Annotated in this window: 21 protein-coding genes and 1 pseudogene; 7 read left to right on the forward strand and 15 right to left on the reverse strand. The window is 65.0% G+C overall.

The window, feature by feature from the left end; translation table 11 throughout:
* The first annotated feature begins 2 nt into the window (after positions 1 to 2).
* Together XH80_RS31055 and XH80_RS31060 are read left to right on the forward strand one after the other, a co-directional pair.
* Positions 3 to 1007, forward strand: a complete 1005-nt coding sequence (locus XH80_RS31055) for a quinone oxidoreductase family protein (RefSeq protein WP_271601872.1) — start codon at positions 3 to 5, stop codon at positions 1005 to 1007.
* A 149-nt stretch (positions 1008 to 1156) separates the two neighbouring features.
* Positions 1157 to 2212, forward strand: coding sequence for a YeeE/YedE family protein (locus XH80_RS31060; RefSeq protein ID WP_271601873.1), 1056 nt, complete (start codon positions 1157 to 1159; stop codon positions 2210 to 2212).
* On the opposite strand, the gene XH80_RS31065 is transcribed toward XH80_RS31060, so the two are convergent.
* A complete protein-coding gene (locus XH80_RS31065) occupies positions 2191 to 3108 on the reverse strand; it encodes a DMT family transporter (protein WP_271601874.1) in 918 nt (305 codons plus the stop codon). The two genes, XH80_RS31060 and XH80_RS31065, sit on opposite strands and share 22 nt — an antisense overlap.
* A 100-nt stretch (positions 3109 to 3208) precedes the next feature.
* Here XH80_RS31065 and pdxR point away from each other — a divergent pair, with 100 nt between their 5' ends.
* Complete coding sequence (pdxR, locus tag XH80_RS31070; RefSeq protein WP_271601967.1) at positions 3209 to 4639, forward strand: MocR-like pyridoxine biosynthesis transcription factor PdxR; 1431 nt, start codon at positions 3209 to 3211, stop codon at positions 4637 to 4639.
* On the opposite strand, the gene XH80_RS31075 is transcribed toward pdxR, so the two are convergent.
* From XH80_RS31075 to XH80_RS31095, 5 genes are read right to left on the reverse strand one after another with little or no spacing between them, the layout of a single operon-like run.
* Positions 4636 to 5859, reverse strand: a complete 1224-nt coding sequence (locus XH80_RS31075) for a bifunctional alpha/beta hydrolase/OsmC family protein (protein ID WP_271601875.1) — start codon at positions 5857 to 5859, stop codon at positions 4636 to 4638. The two genes, pdxR and XH80_RS31075, sit on opposite strands and share 4 nt — an antisense overlap.
* A 24-nt stretch (positions 5860 to 5883) precedes the next feature.
* Positions 5884 to 6543, reverse strand: a complete 660-nt coding sequence (locus XH80_RS31080) for a sulfite oxidase-like oxidoreductase (RefSeq protein ID WP_271601876.1) — start codon at positions 6541 to 6543, stop codon at positions 5884 to 5886.
* Positions 6544 to 6560: 17 nt separating this feature from the next.
* Positions 6561 to 7883: an MFS transporter gene (locus tag XH80_RS31085; RefSeq protein ID WP_271601877.1), complete on the reverse strand. Its 1323-nt coding sequence runs from the start codon at positions 7881 to 7883 to the stop codon at positions 6561 to 6563.
* Between the two features lie 33 nt (positions 7884 to 7916).
* On the reverse strand, positions 7917 to 9137 hold the full coding sequence (locus tag XH80_RS31090) for a cytochrome P450 (RefSeq protein ID WP_271601878.1): 1221 nt from the start codon (positions 9135 to 9137) through the stop codon (positions 7917 to 7919).
* Between the two features lie 56 nt (positions 9138 to 9193).
* Positions 9194 to 9403: a ferredoxin gene (locus XH80_RS31095; RefSeq protein ID WP_018648108.1), complete on the reverse strand. Its 210-nt coding sequence runs from the start codon at positions 9401 to 9403 to the stop codon at positions 9194 to 9196.
* A 152-nt stretch (positions 9404 to 9555) separates the two neighbouring features.
* On the opposite strand from XH80_RS31095, the gene XH80_RS31100 reads away from it, so the two are divergent.
* Entirely contained in the window at positions 9556 to 10203 is a 648-nt protein-coding gene (locus tag XH80_RS31100; RefSeq protein WP_271601879.1) for a TetR/AcrR family transcriptional regulator, read from the forward strand.
* Here XH80_RS31100 and XH80_RS31105 read toward each other — a convergent pair.
* The 4 genes from XH80_RS31105 to XH80_RS31120 form a co-directional block, all read right to left on the reverse strand.
* Positions 10200 to 10850 (reverse strand): aspartate/glutamate racemase family protein, encoded by a 651-nt coding sequence (locus XH80_RS31105; protein WP_271601880.1) that lies wholly within the window; start codon positions 10848 to 10850, stop codon positions 10200 to 10202. The two genes, XH80_RS31100 and XH80_RS31105, sit on opposite strands and share 4 nt — an antisense overlap.
* 171 nt (positions 10851 to 11021) lie before the next feature.
* Entirely contained in the window at positions 11022 to 12035 is a 1014-nt protein-coding gene (locus XH80_RS31110) for an amino acid ABC transporter substrate-binding protein (RefSeq protein ID WP_271601881.1), read from the reverse strand.
* 12 nt (positions 12036 to 12047) lie between these two features.
* Positions 12048 to 13397 (reverse strand): aspartate aminotransferase family protein, encoded by a 1350-nt coding sequence (locus XH80_RS31115; protein ID WP_271601882.1) that lies wholly within the window; start codon positions 13395 to 13397, stop codon positions 12048 to 12050.
* Between the two features lie 3 nt (positions 13398 to 13400).
* On the reverse strand, positions 13401 to 14273 hold the full coding sequence (locus tag XH80_RS31120; protein WP_271601883.1) for a MurR/RpiR family transcriptional regulator: 873 nt from the start codon (positions 14271 to 14273) through the stop codon (positions 13401 to 13403).
* Between the two features lie 87 nt (positions 14274 to 14360).
* Between XH80_RS31120 and XH80_RS31125 the strand changes: the two are divergent.
* Positions 14361 to 15547: pseudogene (locus tag XH80_RS31125) on the forward strand (amino acid ABC transporter permease).
* A 2-nt stretch (positions 15548 to 15549) separates the two neighbouring features.
* Positions 15550 to 16653 carry an amino acid ABC transporter permease gene (locus XH80_RS31130; RefSeq protein WP_271601885.1) on the forward strand — a complete coding sequence of 368 codons (1104 nt, stop codon included), beginning with the start codon at positions 15550 to 15552 and terminating at the stop codon, positions 16651 to 16653.
* Positions 16654 to 16719: 66 nt separating this feature from the next.
* Here XH80_RS31130 and XH80_RS31135 read toward each other — a convergent pair whose 3' ends face one another.
* On the reverse strand, positions 16720 to 18135 hold the full coding sequence (locus XH80_RS31135) for an amidase (protein ID WP_271601886.1): 1416 nt from the start codon (positions 18133 to 18135) through the stop codon (positions 16720 to 16722).
* 118 nt (positions 18136 to 18253) lie between these two features.
* Entirely contained in the window at positions 18254 to 19030 is a 777-nt protein-coding gene (locus XH80_RS31140; RefSeq protein WP_271601887.1) for an SDR family oxidoreductase, read from the reverse strand.
* A 156-nt stretch (positions 19031 to 19186) separates the two neighbouring features.
* On the opposite strand from XH80_RS31140, the gene XH80_RS31145 reads away from it, so the two are divergent.
* Entirely contained in the window at positions 19187 to 20260 is a 1074-nt protein-coding gene (locus XH80_RS31145; protein ID WP_271601888.1) for a tartrate dehydrogenase, read from the forward strand.
* Between the two features lie 182 nt (positions 20261 to 20442).
* Here the strand turns inward: XH80_RS31145 and XH80_RS31150 are convergent, their stop codons facing one another.
* The 3 genes from XH80_RS31150 to XH80_RS31160 all read right to left on the reverse strand — a co-directional run bounded on the left by XH80_RS31150 (position 20443) and on the right by XH80_RS31160 (position 23861).
* Positions 20443 to 21516 (reverse strand): malate/lactate/ureidoglycolate dehydrogenase, encoded by a 1074-nt coding sequence (locus XH80_RS31150; RefSeq protein WP_271601889.1) that lies wholly within the window; start codon positions 21514 to 21516, stop codon positions 20443 to 20445.
* A 170-nt stretch (positions 21517 to 21686) separates the two neighbouring features.
* Positions 21687 to 22598, reverse strand: coding sequence for an NAD(P)-dependent oxidoreductase (locus XH80_RS31155; RefSeq protein ID WP_271601890.1), 912 nt, complete (start codon positions 22596 to 22598; stop codon positions 21687 to 21689).
* 12 nt (positions 22599 to 22610) lie between these two features.
* Positions 22611 to 23861 carry a Zn-dependent hydrolase gene (locus XH80_RS31160; RefSeq protein ID WP_271601891.1) on the reverse strand — a complete coding sequence of 417 codons (1251 nt, stop codon included), beginning with the start codon at positions 23859 to 23861 and terminating at the stop codon, positions 22611 to 22613.
* Positions 23862 to 23967 lie beyond the last annotated feature (106 nt).

Below are 23967 nucleotides of genomic sequence, written 5' to 3' on the forward strand. Positions count from 1 at the left end.
CCATGTCGCCAGCCGATACCATGACCATCGAAGCACGCTGCGTTCGCCTCAATAGCAAGGCCGAAAACGCTGCTGCGCTTGCCCCCGATGTCGAGCGTCGCACGCTCGCGCGTGGCCCGAACGATCTGCTGATCGAGGTGAAGGCCGCCGCCGTCAATCCATCCGACGTCAAGGCTGCGACCGGACTGATGCCTTACGCCGTGTTCCCGCGCACGCCGGGCCGCGACTACGCCGGCGTGGTGATCGATGGTCCGGCCGGCACGGTCGGCAATGAGGTGTTCGGCTCCTCCGGCGATCTCGGCATCCGCCGCGACGGCACGCATGCGAGCCATCTCGTCGTCGAAGCCGATGCCGTGGTGGAGAAGCCGAACACGGTGTCATGGGAGGAGGCCGCCGGCATCGGCGTGCCCTTCGTCACCGCGATGGAAGGCTTTCGCCGCGCCGGTGTTCCGAAACCGGGCGAGACCCTGCTGGTGTTCGGCGTCAACGGCAAGGTCGGGCAATCAGCGGTGCAGATCGCGACCTGGCAGGGTGCGCGCGTCATCGGCGTGGTGCGCAAGGCGGAGGCCTATGAGGGCCACAGCAATGCGCCGATCGAGGTGATCGACGCTTCCACAACCGATGTCGCCACGCGCGTGCGCGAGCTGACCGGCGGCAAGGGCGCCGACATCGTCTTCAACACGGTCGGCGATCCCTATTTCCAGGCCGCGCACAAGTCGCTCGGCCTGCGCGGTCGCCAGATCCTGATCGCCGCGATCGACCGCATCGTGCAGTTCAACATTCTGGAATTCTATCGCGGCCAGCACACCTATGTCGGCATCGACACGCTCGGCCTGTCGTCGGCTGCGACAGGCGCGGTGCTGCGCGACCTGGAATCGGGCTTTGCGAGTGGGCGTTTGAAGCCGTTCCCGATCAAGGCGAGTGCGATCTATCCGCTGCAGCGTGCGAAGGAGGCCTATGTCGCCGTGGCCGGCTCGTCGCGCGATAGGGTCATCCTGCGGCCATGAAGCTCGTCATTGCGAGCGCGGCGAAGCAATCCGGAGTCTTTCCGCGGAGACAGTCTGGATCGCTTCGCGGAGCCTGTCATCGGGCCGCGCTTTGCGCGGACCCGGTGGCTCGCAATGACGGAAAATGGCGAGAGGTCTGAGAGCTACCGATGGAATCCGCCCAACTCGTCATCCTCGCCGGCCTCGTTATCGGCCTTGTCTACGGCTCCGTCGGCCTGCTCAGCGGCTTCTGCCTGATGAGCAGCATGCGCGGATGGCTGGCGGAGGGGGATGGGCGGCTGGTGCGAACTTACGCGCTGGCGATCGCGGTTGCGATTGTTGCGAGCCAGCTCCTCGCCGGCAGCGGCATGGTCGATCTCGGCAAGTCGATCTATCTGCAACCCACCTTTTCGGTGCCGGTGCTGTTCCTTGGCGGCCTGCTGTTCGGCTACGGCATGGTGCTCTCGAACGGCTGCGGTTCGCGCGCGCTGGTGCTGCTCGGCCGCGGCAATCTGCGTTCCTTCGTCGTGGTGATCGTGCTCGCCATCGCCGCGCAGATGACGCTCAAGGGCCTGATTGCGCCGGCGCGCATTGCGCTGGTCCAGGCCTCGCAGATCACCGTCACCATGAATTCGCTGCCATCGGTGCTCGCGACGGTCGGTGTCACTGAATTGGTTGCGCGCGCGCTGGCCGCGGCTGTGATCGTCGTTGCGCTGATCCTGTTTGCCTTCGCTCATCCACCGTTTCGCCGCTCGCCGGGCCAGGTCGCGGCGGGCGTCATCGTGGGCCTTCTCGTTGCCGGCGGCTGGTATGTCACCGGCTATCTCGGTGCGGACGAGTTCAATCCGGTGCCGGTGACTTCGCTCACCTTCGTCGCGCCGATCGCCGATAGTCTGCAATATGCGATGCTCTCGACCGGGCTAACGCCGAACTTCGGAATTGCGACCGTGGGCGGGGTCTTCGCGGGCAGCCTGCTCACCTCGCTCGCCACCGGTCGCTTCAAGCTCGAAGGCTATTCCTCGCCGCGTCACATGCTGCGCTCAGGCACCGGCGCCGCGCTGATGGGGATCGGCGGCGTGATGGCGTTCGGCTGCTCGATCGGGCAGGGGCTCACCGGCATCTCGACGCTTGCGGTCGGCTCGTTCATCGCAGTCGCCGGCATCGTGCTCGGCACGGCGGCGGGCCTGCGCGGAGCCATGCGCGTTCAGCCGCTCGCAGTCGCCTGACGGCGCAACATCCGATCGCCCAAGGTCGCAAGGCCGATGCCGGTCACGATCAGCGCGGCTGCGAGGACGAGGCTGATGTCGATCGGCTCGCCCAGCAGGATCGCCGCGCTGGCGATGCCGACGAGCGGCGTCCCCGTGGTGCCGAGCGCCGTCGTCAGCGCCGAGATGCTCCTGTTGACCATCGACATCGCCCAATAGGCCAGCGCCGTCCCGACCAGGCCGGAATACAGGAGCAGCAGCACCAGCTTCCATGACCATGCCGCGTGCGGCAGGCCATCGGTGATGACGGCCAATGCCGTGAGCACGATGGTCGCAACCAGCAGCTGCCAGATCAGGAGCTGGAGCGGAGAGCCGATCCAGCGATGCGCCCGGAGATAGATGATGTTCGCGGCCCAGGAGATCGCGGCGAGGATCACCATGCCGGCGCCGAGCAGGACGTTGCGATTGCTCCAGTCGATCGAGTTGGGATTCAGGATGACGGCAAGGCCGACCAGGCCGAACAAGGCGCCGGCAAGCTTGGGTGCGGTCAGCGTATCCTTGCCGAGCATGGGGGCTGATATCGCGACCCACAGCGGCGTGGTGTAGCCGAGCACGATCGCCTTGCTCGCGGGCAGGAAGCGCACACCGGCCGCGACCAGGACAGAGAATATCGTCATGTGCAGCAGCGCCACGCTGAGGATGACAGGGATGTCGCGCCGCTCCGGGATCACCAGATTGTCGCTCGCCTTAAGGATCACGAACAAGCCGGCCAGCGCGATCCAGCTCCGGATCGCCGACGTCCATAGCGGCGGAAGGAACTGCACGATCTGCTTGGTCATCGACCAGTTCACGCCCCAGGCCAGCACAACTATCAGGAACAGGCCGACGGCGGCGCGGGGAGACAAGGAAGAGTTCATCGCAAGGTCCTTGAAGCGGTCCGGTGCGGTGGATAGCATCCGGACTGGCACCTGAAAAAGCGCCAGATTGGAAAGGAATAGAGTGCCAGTTTCGGACAGCATGATCTCCGGCCTGATCGTCCTGAACCGCGCCGACGAGCAGGGGCTGGTGGCGCAACTGACGGGCCAGCTTCGCGGCCTGATCGCGGCCGGCCGCATCGCCAAGGGCTGCGCGCTGCCGTCCAGCCGCAGGCTCGCCGGCGATCTCGGTGTCTCACGCAACACCGTCACCTATGCGTTCGAGCAGCTTGCCGCCGAGGGATATCTCGCCGCATCGCGTGGACGTCGTCCTGTGGTGACCGTCGATGGCGGCGAGCGGATCGAAGGCATGGGCGTTGCCGCATCGAAGGCCCGGTCCGCCAGGCCTCGGCTTTCACCCTGGGCTTCAAAGCTCAAGCAGACCGACTGGCCGATGTCCTATCAGGCGCCGCTCAAGCCGCTGCGTCCGGGGCATGGCGATGCAAGAGAGTTTCCGAACGAGGTCTGGGCGCGGTGCCTGCGCCGCAGCGCCGTGCGTGCCGCCAAGCGTGAGCTTGGTCCGGTCAACCGCACACGCCTGCGCGAGGCGCTGGCGCATTACCTCGCGGCCAGCAGGGGCGTTCGCGCAGCCGTGGACCAGATCATGATCCTGCCGAGCGCGCAGGCCGCCCTGACCTTGATTGCGGCCGTGCTCATCACGCCGGGCGATGAGGTCTATGTCGAAGATCCCGGCTATCCCGGCGCGGCGGCCGGCTTTCGTGCCTCTGGCGCGCGCGTCACCGGCATCGGGCTGGATCAGCAGGGCATGCAGCAGATGCCTGGGATGGCCGCGCCGAAACTCATCTTCACGACGCCGTCGCATCAGCATCCGACCGGGCGGCTGATGTCGCTGGCCCGCCGCACCGCGTTTCTCGGATCAAGCAGGCCCGGCAGGACCTGGATCGTCGAGGACGACTACGATGGCGAACTCCACTATGACAGCCGCCCGGTGCCGTCCCTGCAAGGGCTCGATGCCCATGGCCGCGTGTTCTATGTCGGCACCTTCTCGAAGGCGATGACGTCGGATATCCGGCTCGGCTATCTCGTCGTGCCTCCCGCGCTGGCCAGCACATTCGAGATTGCGCAGCGGCATATCGGCCTGATCGCATCCAGCCACGTCCAGGAGGCGCTCGCCGAGTTCATCACTGACGGGCATTTCCTGGCACATCTGCGCCGGATGCGCCGGCTGTACCATCTCAGGCGCGATCATCTCGTCGACGGGCTGCAACGCCATCTCGGCGAGGCGTTGACGGTCGAGGTGCCCCAGGGCGGCATCCAGCTGGTCGCCCGCCTGAAACGAGGGCGCGCCGATCAGGCGGTGGTGAAGCGCTTGGTCGACGCCGGCGTTGAAGCGCGCGCACTATCCAGCCTGGCGCTGGGCAAGCCGCGCGATCATGGCCTGCTGCTCGGCTTTGCGGCCTGGCGCGAGAGCGAGATAGCTGCGGCGGTGCGAACGATGGCGGCATGCTTCTAATCCACGGCCTTGGTCACGATACGGATCTCCGAGGTCAGCGTCCGGTGCACCGGGCACTTGTCGGCGATCTCCATCAGCTTCTTGCGCTGCTCGGCATCGAGCGCGCCGTCCATCGCGATCTCGCGCTCGATCTGGTCGAGCATGCCGTCGCGCGTCTCGCATTCCGCACAGTCCTTGGCGTAGATTTTCGCGTGCTTCAGCGTGACGGTGACGCGGTCGAGCGGCAACGATTTGCGGTCAGCATAAAGGCGCATGGTCATGGAGGTGCAGGCGCCCAAGCCCGCCAGCAGGAAATCATAGGGGCCGGGGCCGGCATCCTCGCCGCCGGCCGCTTTCGGCTCGTCCGCCACGAGATGATGCGGCCCGACGGTGATGAGCTGGTCGAACTTGCTCTTGCGGGTTTCCTGGACCACGACCTTGCGTGGTTCATCGAGGAGATCGATCGCTTTTGCGGTCTTTGCCGTGTCGATGTAGCGGCTGGCCCAGGCGGCGATCACGTCGGCCGCATAGAGCGCATCGGCCGGCTTGGTCAGCAGATGATCGGCGTCGTCGAGCGAAACGAAGCTCTTGGGATGCCTGGCTGCAACGAAGATCTTGGTCGCGTTGTCGATGCCGACGGTGTCGTCAACGGGCGAGTGCATCACCAGCAGTGCCTTGTGCAGGCCAGTGATGTCCTTCATCAGCTCGTGCTCGACGATGTCGTCGAGGAATTCGCGCTTGATCCGGAACGGGCGTCCGGCAAGCGAAACCTCGACTTCACCCTGCGCGCGGATCGCATCCACATGTTCCCCGAACAGGCCGGTGACATGAGCCGGGTCGGACGGTGCCGCGATGGTGACGACGGCTCTTGCCTCAGGAATCTTGCCGGCGGCCGCCAGGATCGCGGCGCCGCCCAGGCTATGGCCGATCAGGATCGACGGCGCCTTGCGGGACCTGCGGAGATGATCGGCCGCGCGCACGAGATCGGCGACGTTCGAGGTGAAGGTCGAATTGGCGAAATCGCCCTCGCTGGAGCCGAGGCCGGTGAAGTCGAAACGCAAGACCGCGATGCCCTTGGCGGCGAGCGCGACCGAGATGCGTTTTGCAGCGAGCGTGTCCTTGCCGCAGGTGAAGCAGTGCGCGAACAGTGCGTAGGCTGCGGGCTCGCCGTCCGGCAGCTCGAGCGCCGCTGCGAGCTGATGACCGCCTTCACCGGTGAACTGGAAGCGTTCGGTCGGCATGGGCTCCCCCTTGTTTGCTTGAGGCTAGTCCCCTGAATAGCGCTGCTCGGCCCAGGGATCGCCGCGATTATGATAGCCGCGGACTTCCCAAAAGCCCGGCGCATCCTCAGTCACGAATTCGATGGCTTGCAGCCATTTGGCGCTCTTCCAGAAATACAGATGCGGCACGACGAGCCTGACAGGGCCGCCATGCTCGTCCGACAGTGGCTGGCCCGACCAGCTATGGGCCAGCAGCGCATCCTCGGCGGCAAAGTCTTCCAACGCGAGGTTGGTGGTGTAGCCGTCATAGGAATGCAACACGACGAAGCGCGCATTCTCGCGCGGCTGGCAGACCGCGAGCAGCTCGCGCGTGGCCAGGCCTTCCCACTGATTGTCGTAGCGCGACCAGGTCGTGACGCAATGGATGTCGGAGGTGAACTGCTCCTGCTTCTGCGCGGCGAAATCTGCAAAAGTCCAGAAGATGGGATTATCGATCGCGCCATAGACGTCCAGCCGCCAGCGCTCGCGCGACACCGGCGGCACGACACCGAGATCGAGCACCGGCCAGTCCTTTGTCAGATGCTGGCCGGGCGGCAATCGCTGGTCTTCAGGGCGCGTGACCTTGCCGGTAAGGAAGCGGCCTTCGCGCGCCCATTTTTCCTTGGTGCGGGTCAGCTTGCTGTTGGATGGCGTTTCGTCGGCCATGGTTTACTCGAAGTCAGTTACTCGTGGCGATGCATCGCGGATTCGCGCTTGGTGTCGCGCATGGTGGAATAGATGATCAGCGACAGGAAGATGATGCCGGCGAGATAGTAGTAAAACCACTGCTCGTGCCCGATGGTCTTGAAATAGAGTGCGATCGCCGGCGCCGTGCCGCCGAAGATGGAGACGGTGATGGCATAGGGTAGCCCGACGCCGAGCGCGCGGACAGTGGTTGGAAACAGCTCGGCCTTCACCACCGCGTTGATCGAGGTGTAGCCGGCGACGAACAGCCAGGCGCAGCTGATCAGGATGAACGCCATGAAGGGCGATTTGGTCTCCTTCAGCGTCATCAGCAGCGGCACGGTCGCGAGGGTGCCGGCGACGCCGAAGAAGATCAAAAGCGGCTTGCGGCCGATCTTGTCGGAGATCGCGCCGTAGATCGGCTGCAGGATGGTCGCGAACACCAGCGTGCCGAAGATCACGAAGGTGGTCTGGTCCTCGGTCAGCCCGACCGAGAGCTTGACGAAGGTCTGCATGTAGGTGGTGAAGGTGTAGAAGGCGGCGGTGCCGCCGGCGGTGAGGCCGACCACCAGCAGCAGCTCGCGCGGATAGCGCAGCAGATTGGTGATCGAGCCTGATGGCTTCACCACCCTCTTGGCTTCCTCGAAGGCTTCGGTTTCGTGCAGATTGCGCCGCATCACCGCGGCAACGATCGCGAGCGCCGCGCCGATCGCGAACGGAATGCGCCAGCCCCAGGCCTTCAGCTCATCGGGCGTCAGGAAGACCTTTTGCAGGAGCAATAGCACGATGATCGCGGTCAGCTGGCCGCCGATCAGGGTGACGTACTGGAAGCTCGAATAGAAGCCGCGATGCCTGGGATCGGCGACCTCGCTCAAATAAGTGGCGCTGGCGCCGTATTCGCCGCCTAAGCTCAGGCCCTCGATGATCCGGGCGATCGCCAGGATCACAGGCGCGGCGAAGCCGATCGTCGCATAGGTCGGCGTCAGCGCGATGATCAGCGAGCCGAAGCACATGAAGACAACCGACAGGGTCAGCGAGATGCGCCGGCCGTAATGGTCGGCGAGGTAGCCGAAGAACCAGCCGCCCAGCGGGCGCATCAGGAAGGTCGCCGCGAAGATCACGGCGGCATTGAATTGCTGCACCACGGGATCGTTGCCGGGAAAGAAGGCCGGGGCGAAATACAGCGCGAAGGCCGTATAGGCGTAGAAGTCGTACCACTCGACGAGATTGCCGACGGAGCCGATGAAGATCGCCTTGATTCGCCGCTTGGCGTCGGCGATGTCGAAATGGTCAGAGGCCGGTTCGATTGCTTGCTCTGTCACGTCCGGCCTCCCAGAAGTCTATTGTCTGGGTGCCTACATCGCCTTTCCCAGCAGAAATGGCAACTGGCGAGGTCCCCGCACCGTGCCCTGCGACCAGGTCACGGTGCCGGCGGGATCGAGGGCGAAGGCCGGAATTCGCTTCAGCCATTCCTCCAGCGCAACCTGCATCTCCATTCGCGCCAGATTGGAACCGACGCAGCGGTGGATGCCGAGGCCGAAGGCGGCATGGCGGTTCTCCCGGCGATCGATCACGACCTTGTCGGCGTCCGGAAACATTTTTGGGTCCCGGTTGGCGGCCGGGAAGGACAGCAGCACCATGTTGCCCGCCTTGACCGGACAGCCCGAGACCGTGGTGTCCTTGACCACCTCGCGGGCCATCGTGACAGGCGAATAGGCGCGCAGCAGCTCCTCCACGGCGGTGGGAATCAGACCTGGCTCTGCGATCAGCCGCTCGCGATCCGCCGGCGTCCGGGCGAGATGCCACAGTGAGGAGCCGATCGCGCTCCAGGTCGTGTCGATGCCGGCGATCAGGAGCAGCCGCAGCGAACCCAGCACGTGCGACTCTTCCAGCGGCTGGCCTTCCCGATCCCGGGCATTCATCAGATACGAGATCAGGTCGTCGGTCGGCTTCGACCGGCGCTCTTCGATATGCGTCCTAAAATAGTCGCTCATCTCCTGCACGGCCTGGAGCAGCTTGCTCTCGTCCCTGATGCCGAGCTCCAGGATCATGTGAATCCAGTTGATGAAGAGATCGCTGTCGCTTTCGGGAATGCCGAGCATGTGCGCGATGGCCCGCACCGGGATGTATTTGCTGTAGCGCGCGGCGGCGTCGACCTTGCCGTCGGCAATGAACCCGTCGATCAGCTCGTTGCAGATCGCCCGCATCCGCGGTTCCAGCTTCTTCATCGCATCCGGCGTGAAGGGCGGCAGCAGCAATTGCTTGGCCGGCTTGTGCACGGGCGGGTCCGACGTGATCGGCGGGGCCGCGTTCCTCGCGACCTCGGGCCGGACGTCGCGAACGATGATTCGGCGCGAGGAGAAATGCTCGGTGTCGTTGGCGATCGCGCGCACCGCCTCGTAGGTCGTCGGCATGTAGCAACCGAGGAAGCGCTCGGTGTGCACGATCGGACTCGCGGCGCGCAGCTCCTCCCAGATCGGAAACGGATCGTCCGTCCATTGCGGATCGGTGTGGTCGAAATCGTTGACCCAGTCGGTCACGGGCGGATGGGCGACGGGCTGGCTGACATCGGACATCGGAAGAATCCCTTGAGGCTCGTGTTCGCTGAAGGCACGCGCGGGCGGGCGCCGCGCTACTCCTCGATCACATCGATCGCGATTTCCGGGCAGTTGGATTTGGCAAGCCAGGCCTTGTCTTCGAGCCCTGGCGGAACTGTGCCATCTCCGGCCTCGTGGGCGTTGCCGTATTCGTCGAGCTCGAACAATTCAGGCGCCAGCGCCTTGCAGCGTGCATGGCCCTGGCATTTGTCGGGATCGACGTGAACTTTCAGTCGTTCTGCCATTGCGGCTCCCTCGGTCGTGTGCGCGTAGCCCGAGGGCTGCGCGTTCCTCTTGTCTATCGTCGGCGGCATTTGCCGCTCATTCTAAGTTATATGCTATTACATTCGCGGCAGGCTTCCCCTGTCAAGCGCAAACTTATAGGCTTGCCCCTAACATGCGATCGCAACTCGCCCGCAAGCCCGAGAATACCTACCACCATGGCGATCTCCGTGACGCCCTGATCAAGGCCGCGTTGCGCGAGGCGGAGCAGGGCGGAGCGGAGGCGATCAGCATCAAGGCGCTGGCAAAGCAGCTCGGCGTCTCGCAGCCGGCACCCTACCGGCATTTTGCCGATCGCGATGCGTTGCTGGCCGCGGCGACCGCCGAGGCCTTCCGGCAGTTCAGCGCGATGTTGCGCGAAGCCATGACGAAGCCGTCGAAGCAATCGAAATTGTCACGGCTGGCGCAGGCGACGCTCGATTTCGGTCTGCGCCGTAACGGCGTCTACCGTTTGATGTTTGCGTCCCGCACCGTCTCTTGCGCGGCCAAGGGCAGCGAGCTGCACGAGGCCACGCGGGAGACTTTTGCGCTCGTGATCGAAGCGCTGGAGGCCCCCGCGGTCGGCTATTTGCGCGAGCGGCAGGCGCTGAAGATCTGGGCGGCGCTGCACGGCGTGGTGATGCTGGCCGCGCAGGGCCTGTTCACCGGCGAGGCCGCGCATGCCACGCGCGAGGAGCTGGTCGAGGATTTCGTCAACGAGACGAAGGCCGCGCTCGCCGTTGCGATCAAGGACGCGCAGCGGCGCAAGAAGGCGGGCGCTTAAGGCATTGCCTTCAACAGCCCCTTCAGCTTCTCGACCGCGCTGTCCGGCGTCGTCACGACCGGACGGCCGGTGGCCTCCGCGACCAGCGGAGCTGATGATGCGATGCTGAACTGGGCCAGTGCGATCACGTCGCAGTCGCGCAGGTCTTTTGACGCCTCGACGATCAGCCGGTCATGCATGGTGCGGTCGCCGCGATCGAGTGCGGCCAGCGCGCCCTCGGCGAGTTTCGGCACGATCTGGACGGAGGCCGGAAACTCCGGCGGCATCGAGGCCAGGGTCGGCGGGAAGGTGGAGAGCAAGCCGATGCGCTTGCCCATCGTCACCGCTCGCTCGATCATGGCTTCGTTCGGCTTCAGCACCGGCATCGGTGCGTGTGCGCGCGCGACCGCTTCGATGCAGGGTCCGAAGGCCGAGCAGGTGAACAGGATCGCGTTCGCGCCCGTGGCTGCGGCGTAATCGCCGAGCGCGAGGAAGCGCTCCATCATGGCGTCGCCAAGCTTGCCGTCACGCGCCAGATCCGCCGACAGGCTGTCGTCGAGCAGGTTCATCAGCCGCGCCTCCGCCCACGCCTGTGCGAACGCCGCCTCAATCGGGGCGATGGAGTGCTTGAGGGCATGAATCAGGGCGATGCGAGGAGATGTCGTCATTGAACGTGACTACCTGGGAGGTCTCGTGCCCCCGGACGCAGCGCAATGCGAAGTATTCCGCTGCAGAGCCGGGGCCCATTGTAGCTGCTGGGTCCCCGGCTCTGCGCAGCGGCGTACCGGACGATGCTTCGCATCGCCGGGAACGCCGCAGCGCGTCCGGGACATGCGGCTTTACTTGAACGGCACTGCGTACATCAGGCCGCCCTTGCTCCAGAGGCCGTTGAGGCCACGTTCGAGCTTGAGCGGGCTCGCTTTGCCGACGTTGCGCTCGTAGATCTCACCGTAATTGCCGGTGGCCTTGATCGCCGTGACCAGCCATTTGTTGTCGAGACCAAGCCGCGAGCCGAGATCGCCGGTGGTGCCGAGCAGCCGCTGGATGGCGGGCGTCTGCGACTTCGTCATCTCGTCGACATTGGCCTGGGTGACGCCGAGCTCCTCGGCTTCGATCAGGCCGTAGTGCAGCCAGGTGATGATGTCGCTCCAGACCTCGTCGCCATTGCGGGTGAAGGGGCCGAGCGGCTCCTTGCTGATGGTCTGCGGCAGCACGACGTAGTCGGCCGGGTTCGGCGCCGCGGTCGTCACCGCGCCGGCGAGCGCCGAGGCGTCCTGGGTCATTGCATCGCAGCGACCGCCGAAGAAGGTCTGATACATGGTGTCGACGCGGTCGAACACCAGCGGCTTCCAGTCGATGCCGTTGGCGCGGCCGTAATCGCCGAGCGTGACCTCGTGCGTGGTGCCCTGCGCGACGCAGACGGTGGCGCCCTTGAGATCCTTGATCTCCTTCACGCCGAGGTCCTTCTTCACGACAAAGCCCTGGCCGTCGTAGAAATTGATCGGACCCTGGCGCAGGCCAAGCGTCACGCCGCGCAGGTACGTCTGCGTCGAATTGCGGTAGAGCACGTCGATCTCGCCGGACTGCAGCGCCGTGAAGCGGTTCTGTGCGGTCAGCGCGACATAGCGCACCTTGTTGGGATCGCCGAGCACACCGGCGGCGAGCGCGCGGCAATAGTCGACGTCGAGGCCCTTGTAATTGCCCTGCGAGTCCGGTGCCGAGAAGCCGGCAAAGCCGGCGCTGACGCCGCACACCAGCGTGCCACGGCTCTTGACCGTATCGAGCGTCGCCGCCTGGGCGACCACCGTCGATGCCGCGAGCACGCAAGCTGCGATAACCACTTTCCTCATCATGCTACTCTCCCCTCAATGATTGACACTACGCAACACGTTGTCGACGCTCATGCCGAGCTTGTCGACGATCTGGTCGATCTCATCTGCAGACGCGATATAAGGTGGCGCCAGCAGCACATGGTCGCCGCGGACGCCGTCCACGGTGCCGCGGCCGGGATAGCAGGCGAGCCCGTTGGCGAACGCTTCCGCCTTGATCTTGTGGTTCAGCTTGAGCGCCGGATCGAAAGATGTGCGCTTGGCGCGATCGGCGACGAGCTCGATCGCCCAGAACAGGCCGCGTCCCCTGATGTCGCCGACATGGCGGTGATTGCCGAAGCGCTCGGTGAGCCGCTGCTCGAGCTGCTTGCCGCGCTGCTTCACTTGCTCGAGCAGATTGTCCTCGCGGATCACGTCCTGCACGGCGAGCGCCGCTGCGCAGGCGAGGGGATGTGCGAGATAAGTGTGGCCATGCTGGAACGCGCCAGATCCGGCGCGGATGGTGTCGATGATCGCCCTGCTCGCCAGCATCGCACCGATCGGCTGATAGCCGCCGCCAAGACCCTTTGCGATCGCCTGGATATCAGGGGCGACGCCTTCCTGCTGCCAGGCGTGCGTGGTGCCGGTGCGGCCCATGCCGCACATGACCTCGTCGAGAATGAGCAGCGCGCCGTGCCGGTCGCAAATCTCGCGCACGGCCCTGAAGTAGCCGTCCGGCGCCGTCACCGCGCCGGCGGTGGCGCCGACGACGGGCTCGGCGAGGAACGCGGCGACCGTGTTGGGGCCAAGCCGCTGAAACTCCGCTTCGAGCTCAGCGGCGAGGCGCGCCACGAATTGCGCGTCGGATTCGCCGTCGTGCTGCTCATGATACGCAAACGCCGGTGTTACATGGCTGAAGGCGGCCGAGAGCAGCGGTGCGTAGGGCGCGCGGCGCCAGGCATTGCCGCCGGCGGCGAGCGCGCCGAGCGTATTGCCGTGATAGCTCTGGCGTCGTGCGATGAAATGCTGCCGCTGCGGTTCGCCGCGCTCGATGAAATATTGCCGCGCGAGCTTGATGCTGGCCTCGATCGCCTCCGATCCGCCGCTGACGAAATAGGCGTAGGCGAGGCCGCCGGGCTCATCGCCGACGAGCCTTTCGGCGAGCGCCTCGGCCGGCTCGGAGGAGAAGAACGCGGTGTGCGCATAAGCGAGCGTCGAGGCCTGCTTCGCCATCGCGGCGATCACACGCGGATGCTGATGCCCAAGGCAGGACACCGCCGCGCCGCCGGAAGCGTCGATCACCCGCCGTCCGTCCTCGCCAAACAGATAGACGCCTTCGCCGCCGATCGCCTTCGGCGGCGTCTCTCGCAGCGAGCGGTGCAGCACGCGGGTGGTGGGGGGACTCATGGGTCAACCTTTCTTCGAGACATAGGTGGAGGCTGCAGCGAGCCGCGCCTCGGTATCCTGAAGGCGCTTCTTGGCGGCCGTGCCGCCGAGCGAGAACGTTACCGCGGCCAGCGACTGCGCGATCGCGAGCGCGCCGGTGAGGCTCGGGAAGAATCCGGGTGAGGAGGCTGCTTCGAACAGCAGCACGTGATCGGCGCCTTCGGCCATCGGCGCGGCCAGGCTGTCGGCGATCGCGATCAGCGTTGCGCTGGCGTGATAGGCGGCCTGTGCGACGCGGACGCTGGCATTGGTGTAGGGCATGAAGCCGATCACGATCACGGCCTCGCCGGGACGGAACGCGCCGAGATCGAGATCGTCGGGGCCGGAGGCGCCGACGATCTGCACCTGCTCGGGCCGGAACAGCCTGAGTTCGTAGTTGAGCAATTCGGCGACGCTGCGGCAGCTGCGATAACCGGTGATCCAGATTCGGTTTGCATCGTGCAGCGCGCGGGCCGCGTCCGCGATCGCGTGAGCGGAGATGCGCGGCAGGCCGGCGGCTTCGGCCTCGAGCTTGTCGGTGATGAGCGTGACGTCGGCATGCGGGCCGTGGCGGCGCCCTTTTGCGCGAGCCGAGAACGGCGAGGTCTCGGACGGCCGCCGTGCCTCGGTCAGCGCCGCGCGCAATTCATCCCAGCCGGAATAGCCGATCGCCTTGGCAAGGCGCGTGAACGCGGCAGGATCGGCGCCGGCCTCCGCCGCGAGATCACGCATCGAGCGGGTGGTGGCGTCGTAATCGTTGGCCGCGACAAAACGTCCGACCTCCTGCAAGCGCAGGGGGAGCGATGGCAACGCAATGCGCAGTTCGCTCAACGGCGAGGATTTCGCTGATACGACCATGAAACATTTGTTGCATGGAAATGATTTTGATGCAACAGTTGATGCGCGCCGCCGGAAATCGCTGTTTTCGAGAAGGATTTTTGTGCTGTGACCTCAGATGATCCCAGGCCGCCTCCGCGCCGCAGTGTCCTTGGCGCGCTCGGGCCAAACGAATTGAGGGGCCTGTTCTGGCAGGTGCTGGTGGTCGGCATTGCCGTGCCGTCATCGTCTTCCTCTGGTCCAACACCGTCACCAACCTCTCGGCGCGCCGCATCACCACCGGCTTTGCCTTTCTCGGCCGCGAGGCCAGCATGCCGATCGCCGACAGCCTGCTCGCGTATAATCCGAGAGACAGCTACCTCTGGGCCTTCGTCGTCGGCGTCGCCAACACGCTGCGCGTCGCGGTGATCGGCATCGTGCTCGCGACCATCCTGGGCACGCTGATCGGCATCTCGCGGCTGTCGGCGAATTGGCTGCTGTCGCGACTTGCCGCCGTCTATGTCGAGGTCCTGCGCGACATTCCGCTGCTGCTTCAGCTCCTGTTCTGGTACGTGCTGATGCAGGGCTTGCCGGCCGCACGCGCGGCGTGGCGGCCGATCGACGGCGTGTTCCTCTCCAATCGCGGCCTGATCCTGCCGGCGATCCCGATTCTGTCGCCGCAGCTCTCGGTGCTCGGCACCGCCGTGCTGGGCTTCATTGCGTTCCTTGTCCTCAGGCGATGGCTGGTCGCGCAGCAGATGCGCGACGGCAAGCCGCGGCCGGCCTGGCCCTTTGCGCTCGGCCTCATTGCCGTGCTGCCGGCCGCAATGTCGCTGCTGCTCGGCGTGTCCTGGACGATCGAATGGCCGCAATTGCGCGGCTTCAACTTCGTCGGTGGGCTGACGCTCGCGCCGGAATATTTTGCGCTGCTGATCGCGCTCGTCACCTACACCTCGGCCTTCATCGCCGAGATCGTGCGCAGCGGCATCCAATCGGTGCCGCGCGGGCAGTGGGATGCCGCCAGCGCACTCGGCCTGCGCCGCAGCTTCATGCTGCGGCAGATCATTCTGCCGCAGGCGCTGCGCGTGATCGTGCCGCCGATGACGAGCCAGTATCTCAATTTGACCAAGAACTCCTCGCTCGCGGTCGCGATCGGCTATCAGGACGTGGTCTCGGTGGCCAACACCACGCTGAACCAGACCGGCCAGGCGATCGAGGTGATCTCGCTGATCATGGCCGTGTTCCTCACTATCAGTCTTGGCATCAGCTTCTTCATGAACTGGTACAATGCGCGCATCGCGCTGGCGGAGCGCTGAGCATGACCGCGATCACCGACATGCCGGATCTGCCACGCGCCGCCCGCCGCCCGCAAATCGGCAACCCGGTGCTGCGCTGGCTGCGCACCAATCTGTTCTCGTCGATCGCCAACGGCATTCTCTCGATCATCCTGCTGGCGGTGCTGGCCAAAGGCGTGATCAGCTTCGTGCAATGGGGCATCGCGAACGCGGTCTGGCTCGCGCCGGCCAACGATTCCAGCGCCTGCAAGGCCGTGCGCGGCTTAGGTGCCTGCTGGGCGATCATTCCTGAAAAGTACCGCTTCATCCTGTTCGGGACCTATCCGTTCGACGAGCAGTGGCGGCCGGCGCTGTCGGTCGCGCTGTTCATCGCGCTGTACTTTCTCTCCACCCGCCGCGCCCTGTGGCGGCGCGAGCTGGTCTATCTCTGGATCGGCGCGCTCATGCTGATCAGCGTGCTGATGTGGGGCGGCCTGTTCGGACTGTCGTTCGTCTCGCAGGATCGCTGGGGCGGCTTGCCGGTGACGCTGATCCTGGCGACGTTCGGATTGGCGTTCGGTTTCCCGCTCGGCATTCTGGTCGCGCTCGGCCGGCGCTCAAAGCTGCCGGCGATCCGTTCGCTCTCGGTGCTGTATGTCGAGCTGATCCGCGGCGTGCCGCTGGTCAGCCTGCTGTTCATGGCGAGCGTGATGTTTCCGCTGTTCATGCCCGCGGGGTTCAACATCGACAAGCTGCTGCGCGCGCAGATCGCGATCATCCTGTTCGCAGGGGCCTATCTTGCCGAAGTGATCCGCGGCGGTCTCCAGGCCGTGCCACGCGGGCAATATGAAGCGGCCGACGCGCTCGGGCTGTCCTACTGGCGCAAACATCGCCTGGTCGTGCTGCCTCAGGCGATCCGCCATGTCATCCCGCCGCTGGTCAACACCTTCATCGCGTTCTTCAAGGACACCAGCCTGGTGCTGATCATCGGCATCTTCGATCTGCTGACGACCGCCAAGACCGCGATCATCGATCCGGCCTGGCAGCAGTTTTCGGTCGAGGTCTACATTTTCGTTGCCGCGATCTATTTCGTCTTTTGCTTCGCGATGTCGCGCTACAGCCGCAGCCTGGAGGCCAGGGGAAGGTGAGGCTTCTCATGTCCCGGACAAGGTGCAGCGCGCGAGTGCTGCGCTGCGTCGGGGGCACGAGAGCGGCTACTTCACCCTGGGATCGATCGGCGTCTGCCCGCGCACGCCCAAAATGTCCTCCAGCACCTTCGCGCCGGCGATCACCTTCGCATCCGCGCGCGGTGCGCCGACGACCTGGACACCCACCGGTAAGCCCGAGGCGGTGAAGCCGCAGGGCAGCGACAGCGACGGGCAGCAGGCGAGCGTGATGGCGTAGACGATGCCGAGCCACTGGATGTAATTCTCGAACCGCTTGCCGGCGCATTCGGCGACATAGCGGTGCTCGATCGGGAAGGGCGGCACGATCGTGGTCGGCGTCAGCAGCAGATCGTAGGTCTTGAAGAACTCGATCGCGCGCGCGGTCATGCCGACACGCTGGGCTTCGGCGCGGGCGAGCTGATCGACCGTGAGCTTGAGGCCCTCCTCGATGTTCCAGATCACCTCGGGCTTGAGCAGGTCGCGCTTGGTGCGCAGCAGATTGGCCTTGGTGATGGCGAAATCGAAGGCGCGCAGCACGTGGAAGCATTCATGCGCCTCGCGCCAGTCCGGATGCGCCTCCTCGACGATGGCGCCGGCCTCCGCGAAGCGTTCGGCGGCCTTGCGCGTGATCGCCTTCACTTCGGAATCGACGGGTGTGATGCCGAGATCGGGCGAATAGGCGATGCGTTTCGGCTTTTTGGGCGATTGCGCCGCCGACAGGAACGAGGTTGTGGGTGCCGGCAGCGAGAGCGGATCCTCCGCATAGTCGCCGCTCATGGCATCTAACAGCAGCGCGAGATCCTCGACATTGCGCGCCATCGGGCCGACCACGCCGAGATTGCGGTTGATGGCCGACTTGGGCGTATGCGCGACGCGGCCGATGCTCGGCCGCATGCCGACAACGCCGCAGAAAGCCGCCGGGCTGCGCAAGGAGCCGCCCATGTCGGAACCTTCTGCGAGCCACGCCATGCCGGTGGCGAGCGCCACGGCCGCGCCGCCTGACGAGCCTGCCGCCGATTTCGTCGTGTCCCAGGGATTGAGCGTCGCGCCGAACACGTCGTTGAAGGTGTTGGCGCCGGCGCCGAACTCCGGCGTGTTGGATTTTGCGTAGACCACCGCGCCATTGGCTTCGAGGTTCTCGACCATGAGGTCGGACTTGGCTGGGATGTTGTCCTTGAAGATCGGCGAGCCCTGCGTGTTCAGCACGCCTGCGACATCGGTCAGGTCCTTGATCGGCACCGGCAGCCCCGCCAGCAGCCCGCGTGCACCGGCCGGTTTCTGCATCAGGGCCTTCGCGTGCGTCCGCGCGCGATCGAAGCACAGGATCGGCAACGCGTTCACCTTGCCGTCGACGTCCTTGACGCGCTTCTCCAGCACCTCCACCAGCTCGAGCGGAGAGACGTCGCCGGAGCGCAAGATGTCGACGACGGTGCACGCGGTTTCGCGGATCAGGTCTTGAGACAAGTATTTAGCTCCTGTGCTTATTTGAGTTCATCATTGCGAGCGCGGCGAAGCAATCCAGAAATGGATCCGCGGGGACAGTCTGGATTGCTTCGCTGCGCTCGCAATGACGAGGACAGAGTTAGCTCCAGCCGGCGCTGATGCCGCCGTCCACCGTATAGATCACGCCGGACGTATAGCCGGCGCGATCCGATGCCAGGAACGCCATGAGGTCGCCGATCTCGCGCGCATGCGCGGGGCGGCCGAGCGGCAGGCCTTTCTGGAATTCCTTGTAGCGGCTCTCATCGCCGAACTGGTGTTTTGCGCGGGTCTTGAGCAGGGTGACGTGACGATCGGTGCCGACGGGGCCGGGATTGATGCCGACCACGCGGATATTGTCGGCAAGGCTCTTGCTTCCGAGCGCCCGGGTGAAGGCCATCAGCGCGGCATTGCCGGCGCTGCCGCAGATGTAATTGGCGTCGAACTTTTCGCCGGCTGCGCCGATGTCGTTGACGATGACGCCGCCGCCCTTGGCCTTCATCTGCGCGTAGATATGCCGCGTCAGGTTGATGTAGCCGAACACCTTCAAATCCCAGGCGTGGCGCCAGGTCGCTTCATCGATCTTGTCGATGGAGCCGCCGGGGATATCGCCGGCATTGTTGACGAGCACGTCGATATCGGCGGCGTCCTTGGCGAGCCGTGCCACGTCCTCTTCCTTGCGCAGATCGACGACACTCGTCGCGGCATCGATCTGATGCGCGGAGCGCAGGCGGTCGGCCAGCGCCTTGAGCTGATCGCCGCTGCGGGCGGCGAGCAGGAGGTTTGCGCCTTCCTCGGCAAACGCCTCGGCGGCGGCGGCGCCAATGCCCTTGGACGCGCCTGTGATCAGGACGCGCTTGCCACGCAGATGCAGATCCATGGGAGCTACTCGCAGAATGGGTACCGGATGAAATCAGTAGGCGTTCGGTTGCGCCACGGTCAACATTGCAGTGCAGCGTTGCACTGCTGCCGACTTTGGTCCATTGCAGTGCGGTCAAAACGACGGCGGCTGCCGGACCAACCAAGGACGTTCTCGATGAGCAAGAAACAATACCGCATCGCGGTCATTCCCGGCGACGGCATCGGCAAGGAAGTGATGCCGGAGGGCCTGCGCGTTCTGGAGGCGGCGGCGAAAAAGCACGGCGTGTCCTTGCATTTCGATCATTTCGACTTCTCGTCCTACGACTATTACGAGAAGCACGGCCAGATGATGCCTGACGACTGGAAGGAGAAGATCGGCAAGCACGACGCGATCTATTTCGGTGCGGTCGGCTGGCCGGCGAAGATTCCGGATCACGTCTCGCTGTGGGGCTCGCTGATCAAGTTCCGCCGCGAGTTCGACCAATATGTGAATTTGCGCCCGGTGCGGCTGATGCCCGGCGTGCCGTCGCCGCTGGCTGGCCGCAAGCCCGGCGACATCGATTTCTGGGTGGTGCGCGAGAACACCGAAGGCGAATATTCCTCGGTCGGGGGCCGCATGTTCCCCGACACCGACCGGGAGTTCGTGACGCAGCAGACGGTGATGACCCGCACCGGCGTCGACCGCATCCTGAAATTCGCCTTCGAGCTCGCCCAGTCGCGGCCGAAGAAGCACCTGACCTCGGCGACCAAGTCGAACGGCATTTCCATCACCATGCCCTATTGGGACGAGCGCGTGGAGGCGATGGCCAAGAAGTATCCGTCCGTGAAGTGGGACAAGTACCACATCGACATTCTCACCGCGAACTTCGTGCTGCACCCTGACTGGTTCGACGTCGTCGTCGGCTCCAACCTGTTCGGCGACATCCTCTCCGATCTCGGCCCGGCCTGCACCGGCACCATCGGCATCGCGCCGTCGGGCAACATCAACCCTGAAGGCAATTTCCCCTCGGTGTTCGAGCCGGTGCACGGCTCGGCGCCTGACATCGCGGGGCAGGGCATCGCCAACCCGATCGGCATGATCTGGTCCGGTGCGATGATGTTCGAGCATCTCGGCGAGAAGGAAGCCGGTAAATCGATCGTCGAGGCGATCGAGCGCACGCTGGCAGAACGTACGCTGCGCACCAAGGATCTCGGCGGCAATGCCGATACCACGGCTTGCGGCAAGGCGGTTGCGGATATGGTGGACTGAGGCGGGTGACCCTGCGTAGGGTGGGTTGGCCCTGCGCGCCGCGCGAAGCGTGGTCCGGTGGGCGCAACCCACCTCTTCTGTTTCCGTGGATACGAACAGGGGTGGGTTACGCCGCGCAGATGCGCTTCGCGCTTCTGCACGACTAACCCACCCTACGATTAAAACATAAGCTTCGGTCGTAGCTAGCCCGCGATCTTCTCAATCGCCGCCTGGTCCAGCCCGAACTTCTTTCCGGCCTCGATGATCTCGTGCCAGGTGGTCGGATCGACCGGAATGCCTTCCGCGAGCCGCTTCTTCTTGGTCGCGCGTTCGGGCTCACCGGCGATCTTGACCCTGTCGACGCCGGGGCCGGGAGGCGAGCCGGTGTGCCAGGCGACGAAGCTTTCGACCTCGCGTGCAAGATTCTCCGCGGTGCCGAGCTTGGCCGGATCGATGATGATCGAGAGCATGCCGTTGATGACGTTGTACTTGCCGTCGGACGGGCCCTTGACCACCTGACCGCCGGAGAGCGCACCTCCGAGGATTTCGCAAACCAGCGCGAGCCCCGAACCCTTGTGTTCGCCGAATGGCAGGATGGCGCCGTATGGCGGGATCACGGTGTAGCGCGGATTGACGGTCGGCTTGCCCTCATGATCGATGATGGTGCCGGGCTCGAGCTCGGCGCCCTTGTTGTGGGCGACGCGGGTCTTGCCCTGCGCGATCCGGCTGGTGGCGAAGTCGAGCACGATCGGCTCCTTACCCCTGCGGGGAATGCCGACGCAGAACGGGTTGGTGCCGTGGCGCGCATCGCTGCCGCCCCAGGGCGCCACGATCGGGCGCGAGATCACGTTGACGAAGTGGATCGAGACGAGGCCGTGGTCGATGCACTGCTCGGCCCAGTGGCCGATGCGGCCGATGTGGTGCGAATTGGAGAGGCCGACGAGACACACGCCGTTCTGCTTGGCGCGCGCGGCCGCCAGCTCCATCGCTTCATGGCCGATCACCTGGCCGTAGCCGGTGAGGCCGTCGAGGGTGAGCAGCGGACCGGTGTCGAGCACGATCTTGACGTGCGCGTTCACGGCGAGGCCGCCATTGACGACGCTCTGGACATAGCGCGGGATCATGCCGACGCCGTGCGAATCGTGCCCCTTGAGATTGGCTTCGACCAGGTTGGTCGACACGAGCTCGGCTTCGCGGTCCGAGGAGCCGCCGGCCTTGACGATGGCGCGGATGGCGTTGGTGAGCGGCTCCGCCTTGATGGTGCGATAGTCGGCCATTGTTGTTGCTCTTATCCCTTCACGATTTGATGGGGGCGTAGGGTGGGTTAGCCCCGGGCTGCGCGAAGCGCAGTCCCTTGGCGTAACCCACCACTTCCGTCTCCGAGGAAACCAAAGAGGTGGGTTACGCCTAGCAGATGCGCCCTGCGCATCTGCAGGGCTAACCCACCCTACGAATTCACGATCCGGCGGCAATGGACCCATGCCGCCTCAATCAGGTTCTCGCTCGCTTCCGGCGTGCGGAAGGCGGAATGCGCCGACAGCGTCACGTTCGGAATCTTCGTCAGCGGATGATCCGCCGGCAGCGGTTCGATGTTGAAGACATCTAAGCCGGCATGGCGGATATGGCCCGAGTTCAAAGCATCGATCATCGCCTGCTCGTCGACGATGGCGGCGCGCGCGGTGTTGATGAAGACGACGCCCGGCTTCATCTTGGCGATCTTCTCGCGGGTGATCATGCCGCGCGTCTCGTCGTTGAGCAGCAGATGCAGGGATACGACGTCGCTCCGCGCCAGCAGCGTGTCGAGATCGGTGAACTCGACGCCCGGATGGCTCTTCGGCGAGCGGTTCCAGGCGATCACCTTCATGCCGCTGCCGGACGCGATCCGTGCGACCTCCGCCGCGATGCCGCCGAAGCCGATCAGGCCGAGCGTCTTGCCGGTGAGCTGCATGCCGCCCTCGCGCAGCCAGTTTCCGGCGCGCATCTCGCGGTCCATCATCGCGATGACGCGGGCGGAGGCCCACATCAGAGCGACCGCGGATTCCGCCACCGCCGTGTCGCCATAACCCTTGATCAGATGCACGGAGATGCCGAGCTCGGCGAGCTCCTCCGGGGTCATGTAGCTGCGTGCGCCGGTGCCAAGGAATACGACGTGCTTCAGCCCCGTGCACTTCTTCGCAACCTCGGTCGGAAGCGCCGTGTGGTCGACAATCGCGATCTCGGCGCCGTCGAGGATCTCAGGATATTGCTCGGGCTTGATGTCGGGATCCCTGTGGATGCGAACCTTGGGATCACCGGGCTTCTCCAGCCGCTCCATGATGACGGCGAGCGCCTCATTGGCGTCGACGAAAACTCCGCGCATGTCTATCTCCGATCAGGATGCGACGCCGGCAACCGCCAGCACGGTGTGCATCAGCACGTTGGTGCCCGCGGCGCAGTCGGGCTGCGTGGCGTCTTCCAGCTCGTTGTGGCTGACGCCGTCCTTGCAGGGGACGAAGACCATCGCTGCCGGCATGATGGTGTTGAGGTTGCAGGCGTCGTGGCCGGCACCGGAGGTAATGCGGCGGGAGGAGTAGCCGAGCGTCTTGGCGGCATTCTCGACCGCGGCGATCAGCTTCGGATCGAAATGTGTCGGTGCCTTGCGCCAGACCAGATCGATCTTGACCTCGACCTTGCGGCGTGCAGCGATCTCGGCGATGGCGGCGCGTAAGTCCCGATCGAGCGCATCCATGATCGCGCCATCGGCGCTGCGGCAATCCATGGTGAAGGCGATCTCGCCGGGAATGACGTTGCGCGAGGGCTTTGCGATCACGGCTTCGCCGATGGTGCCGACGGCGTTTGGTCCGTGCTTCTTCGCGATGGCCTCCATTGCCAGCACGATCTCCGACAGTGTCGCCAGCGCATCGCGCCGCAGCGGCATCGGGGTCGATCCCGCATGGCTCTCGAAGCCGGAAATCTTGCCGTCGTACCACAGCACGCCCTGGCCGGAATCGACCACGCCGATGGTCTTGCCCTCGGCTTCGAGGATTGGTCCCTGCTCGATGTGCAGCTCGACAAAGCAGCCGAGTTTCAGGAAGCCGACCGGCTTGTCGCCGCGGTAGCCGATGCTGTCGAGCGCCTGGCCGACGGTGGTGCCGTCGATGTCCTTGCGCGACAGGATATCGTCGGTGGTGAAATCGCCGACGTAAGCGGCGGACGCCATCATTGCCGGTGCGAAGCGCGAGCCTTCTTCATTGGTCCAGTTGACGATGCAGATCGGCGCTTCGGTCTCGATACCGGCGTCGTTCAGCGTCCGGATCACCTCGAGCGCGCCGAGCGTTCCCAGAATGCCGTCATACTTGCCGCCGGTCGGCTGGGTGTCGAGATGCGAGCCGATGCCGACGGGCAGCTTCGACATGTCGCGGCCCTTGCGCAGGCCGAATTGCGAGCCGAGCGCATCGGTGTGAACCTCAAGCCCGGCGTCTTCGCAAGCCTTTCGGAACCAGTCGCGAACCTGCTTGTCTTCGCGGCTGAGCGTCAGCCGCCGCACACCGCCTTTGGCCGTCGCGCCGAATTGCGCGGTCTCGTGGATGGAGCCCCAAAGGCGGGCGGAATCGATTTGAAGGTTGGTCGCGGCTCGGCTCATGCGTCTCTTCCATTATTCGCTGTCATTCCGGGGCGATGCGAAGCATCGAACCCGGAATCTCGAGATTCCGGGTCTGGTGCTTGCGCACCATCCCGGAAGGACGGGA

It is taken from the genome of Bradyrhizobium sp. CCBAU 45384, from assembly GCF_028128665.1.
Classification (GTDB): Bacteria; Pseudomonadota; Alphaproteobacteria; order Rhizobiales; family Xanthobacteraceae; genus Bradyrhizobium; species Bradyrhizobium manausense.

Coding starts and splice junctions, on each gene's coding strand:
- XH80_RS31110 (WP_271601881.1), bottom strand. CDS start 12,035: ATGATGAGGAAAGTGGTTATCGCAGCTTGCGTGCTCGCGGCATCGACG.
- XH80_RS31055 (WP_271601872.1), top strand. CDS start 3: ATGTCGCCAGCCGATACCATGACCATCGAAGCACGCTGCGTTCGCCTC.
- XH80_RS31130 (WP_271601885.1), top strand. CDS start 15,550: ATGACCGCGATCACCGACATGCCGGATCTGCCACGCGCCGCCCGCCGC.
- XH80_RS31065 (WP_271601874.1), bottom strand. CDS start 3,108: ATGAACTCTTCCTTGTCTCCCCGCGCCGCCGTCGGCCTGTTCCTGATA.
- XH80_RS31075 (WP_271601875.1), bottom strand. CDS start 5,859: ATGCCGACCGAACGCTTCCAGTTCACCGGTGAAGGCGGTCATCAGCTC.
- XH80_RS31115 (WP_271601882.1), bottom strand. CDS start 13,397: ATGAGTCCCCCCACCACCCGCGTGCTGCACCGCTCGCTGCGAGAGACG.
- XH80_RS31090 (WP_271601878.1), bottom strand. CDS start 9,137: ATGTCCGATGTCAGCCAGCCCGTCGCCCATCCGCCCGTGACCGACTGG.
- XH80_RS31140 (WP_271601887.1), bottom strand. CDS start 19,030: ATGGATCTGCATCTGCGTGGCAAGCGCGTCCTGATCACAGGCGCGTCC.
- XH80_RS31080 (WP_271601876.1), bottom strand. CDS start 6,543: ATGGCCGACGAAACGCCATCCAACAGCAAGCTGACCCGCACCAAGGAA.
- XH80_RS31105 (WP_271601880.1), bottom strand. CDS start 10,850: ATGACGACATCTCCTCGCATCGCCCTGATTCATGCCCTCAAGCACTCC.
- XH80_RS31160 (WP_271601891.1), bottom strand. CDS start 23,861: ATGAGCCGAGCCGCGACCAACCTTCAAATCGATTCCGCCCGCCTTTGG.
- XH80_RS31095 (WP_018648108.1), bottom strand. CDS start 9,403: ATGGCAGAACGACTGAAAGTTCACGTCGATCCCGACAAATGCCAGGGC.
- XH80_RS31100 (WP_271601879.1), top strand. CDS start 9,556: ATGCGATCGCAACTCGCCCGCAAGCCCGAGAATACCTACCACCATGGC.
- XH80_RS31155 (WP_271601890.1), bottom strand. CDS start 22,598: ATGCGCGGAGTTTTCGTCGACGCCAATGAGGCGCTCGCCGTCATCATG.
- XH80_RS31150 (WP_271601889.1), bottom strand. CDS start 21,516: ATGGCCGACTATCGCACCATCAAGGCGGAGCCGCTCACCAACGCCATC.
- XH80_RS31145 (WP_271601888.1), top strand. CDS start 19,187: ATGAGCAAGAAACAATACCGCATCGCGGTCATTCCCGGCGACGGCATC.
- XH80_RS31060 (WP_271601873.1), top strand. CDS start 1,157: ATGGAATCCGCCCAACTCGTCATCCTCGCCGGCCTCGTTATCGGCCTT.
- pdxR (WP_271601967.1), top strand. CDS start 3,209: ATGATCTCCGGCCTGATCGTCCTGAACCGCGCCGACGAGCAGGGGCTG.
- XH80_RS31120 (WP_271601883.1), bottom strand. CDS start 14,273: ATGGTCGTATCAGCGAAATCCTCGCCGTTGAGCGAACTGCGCATTGCG.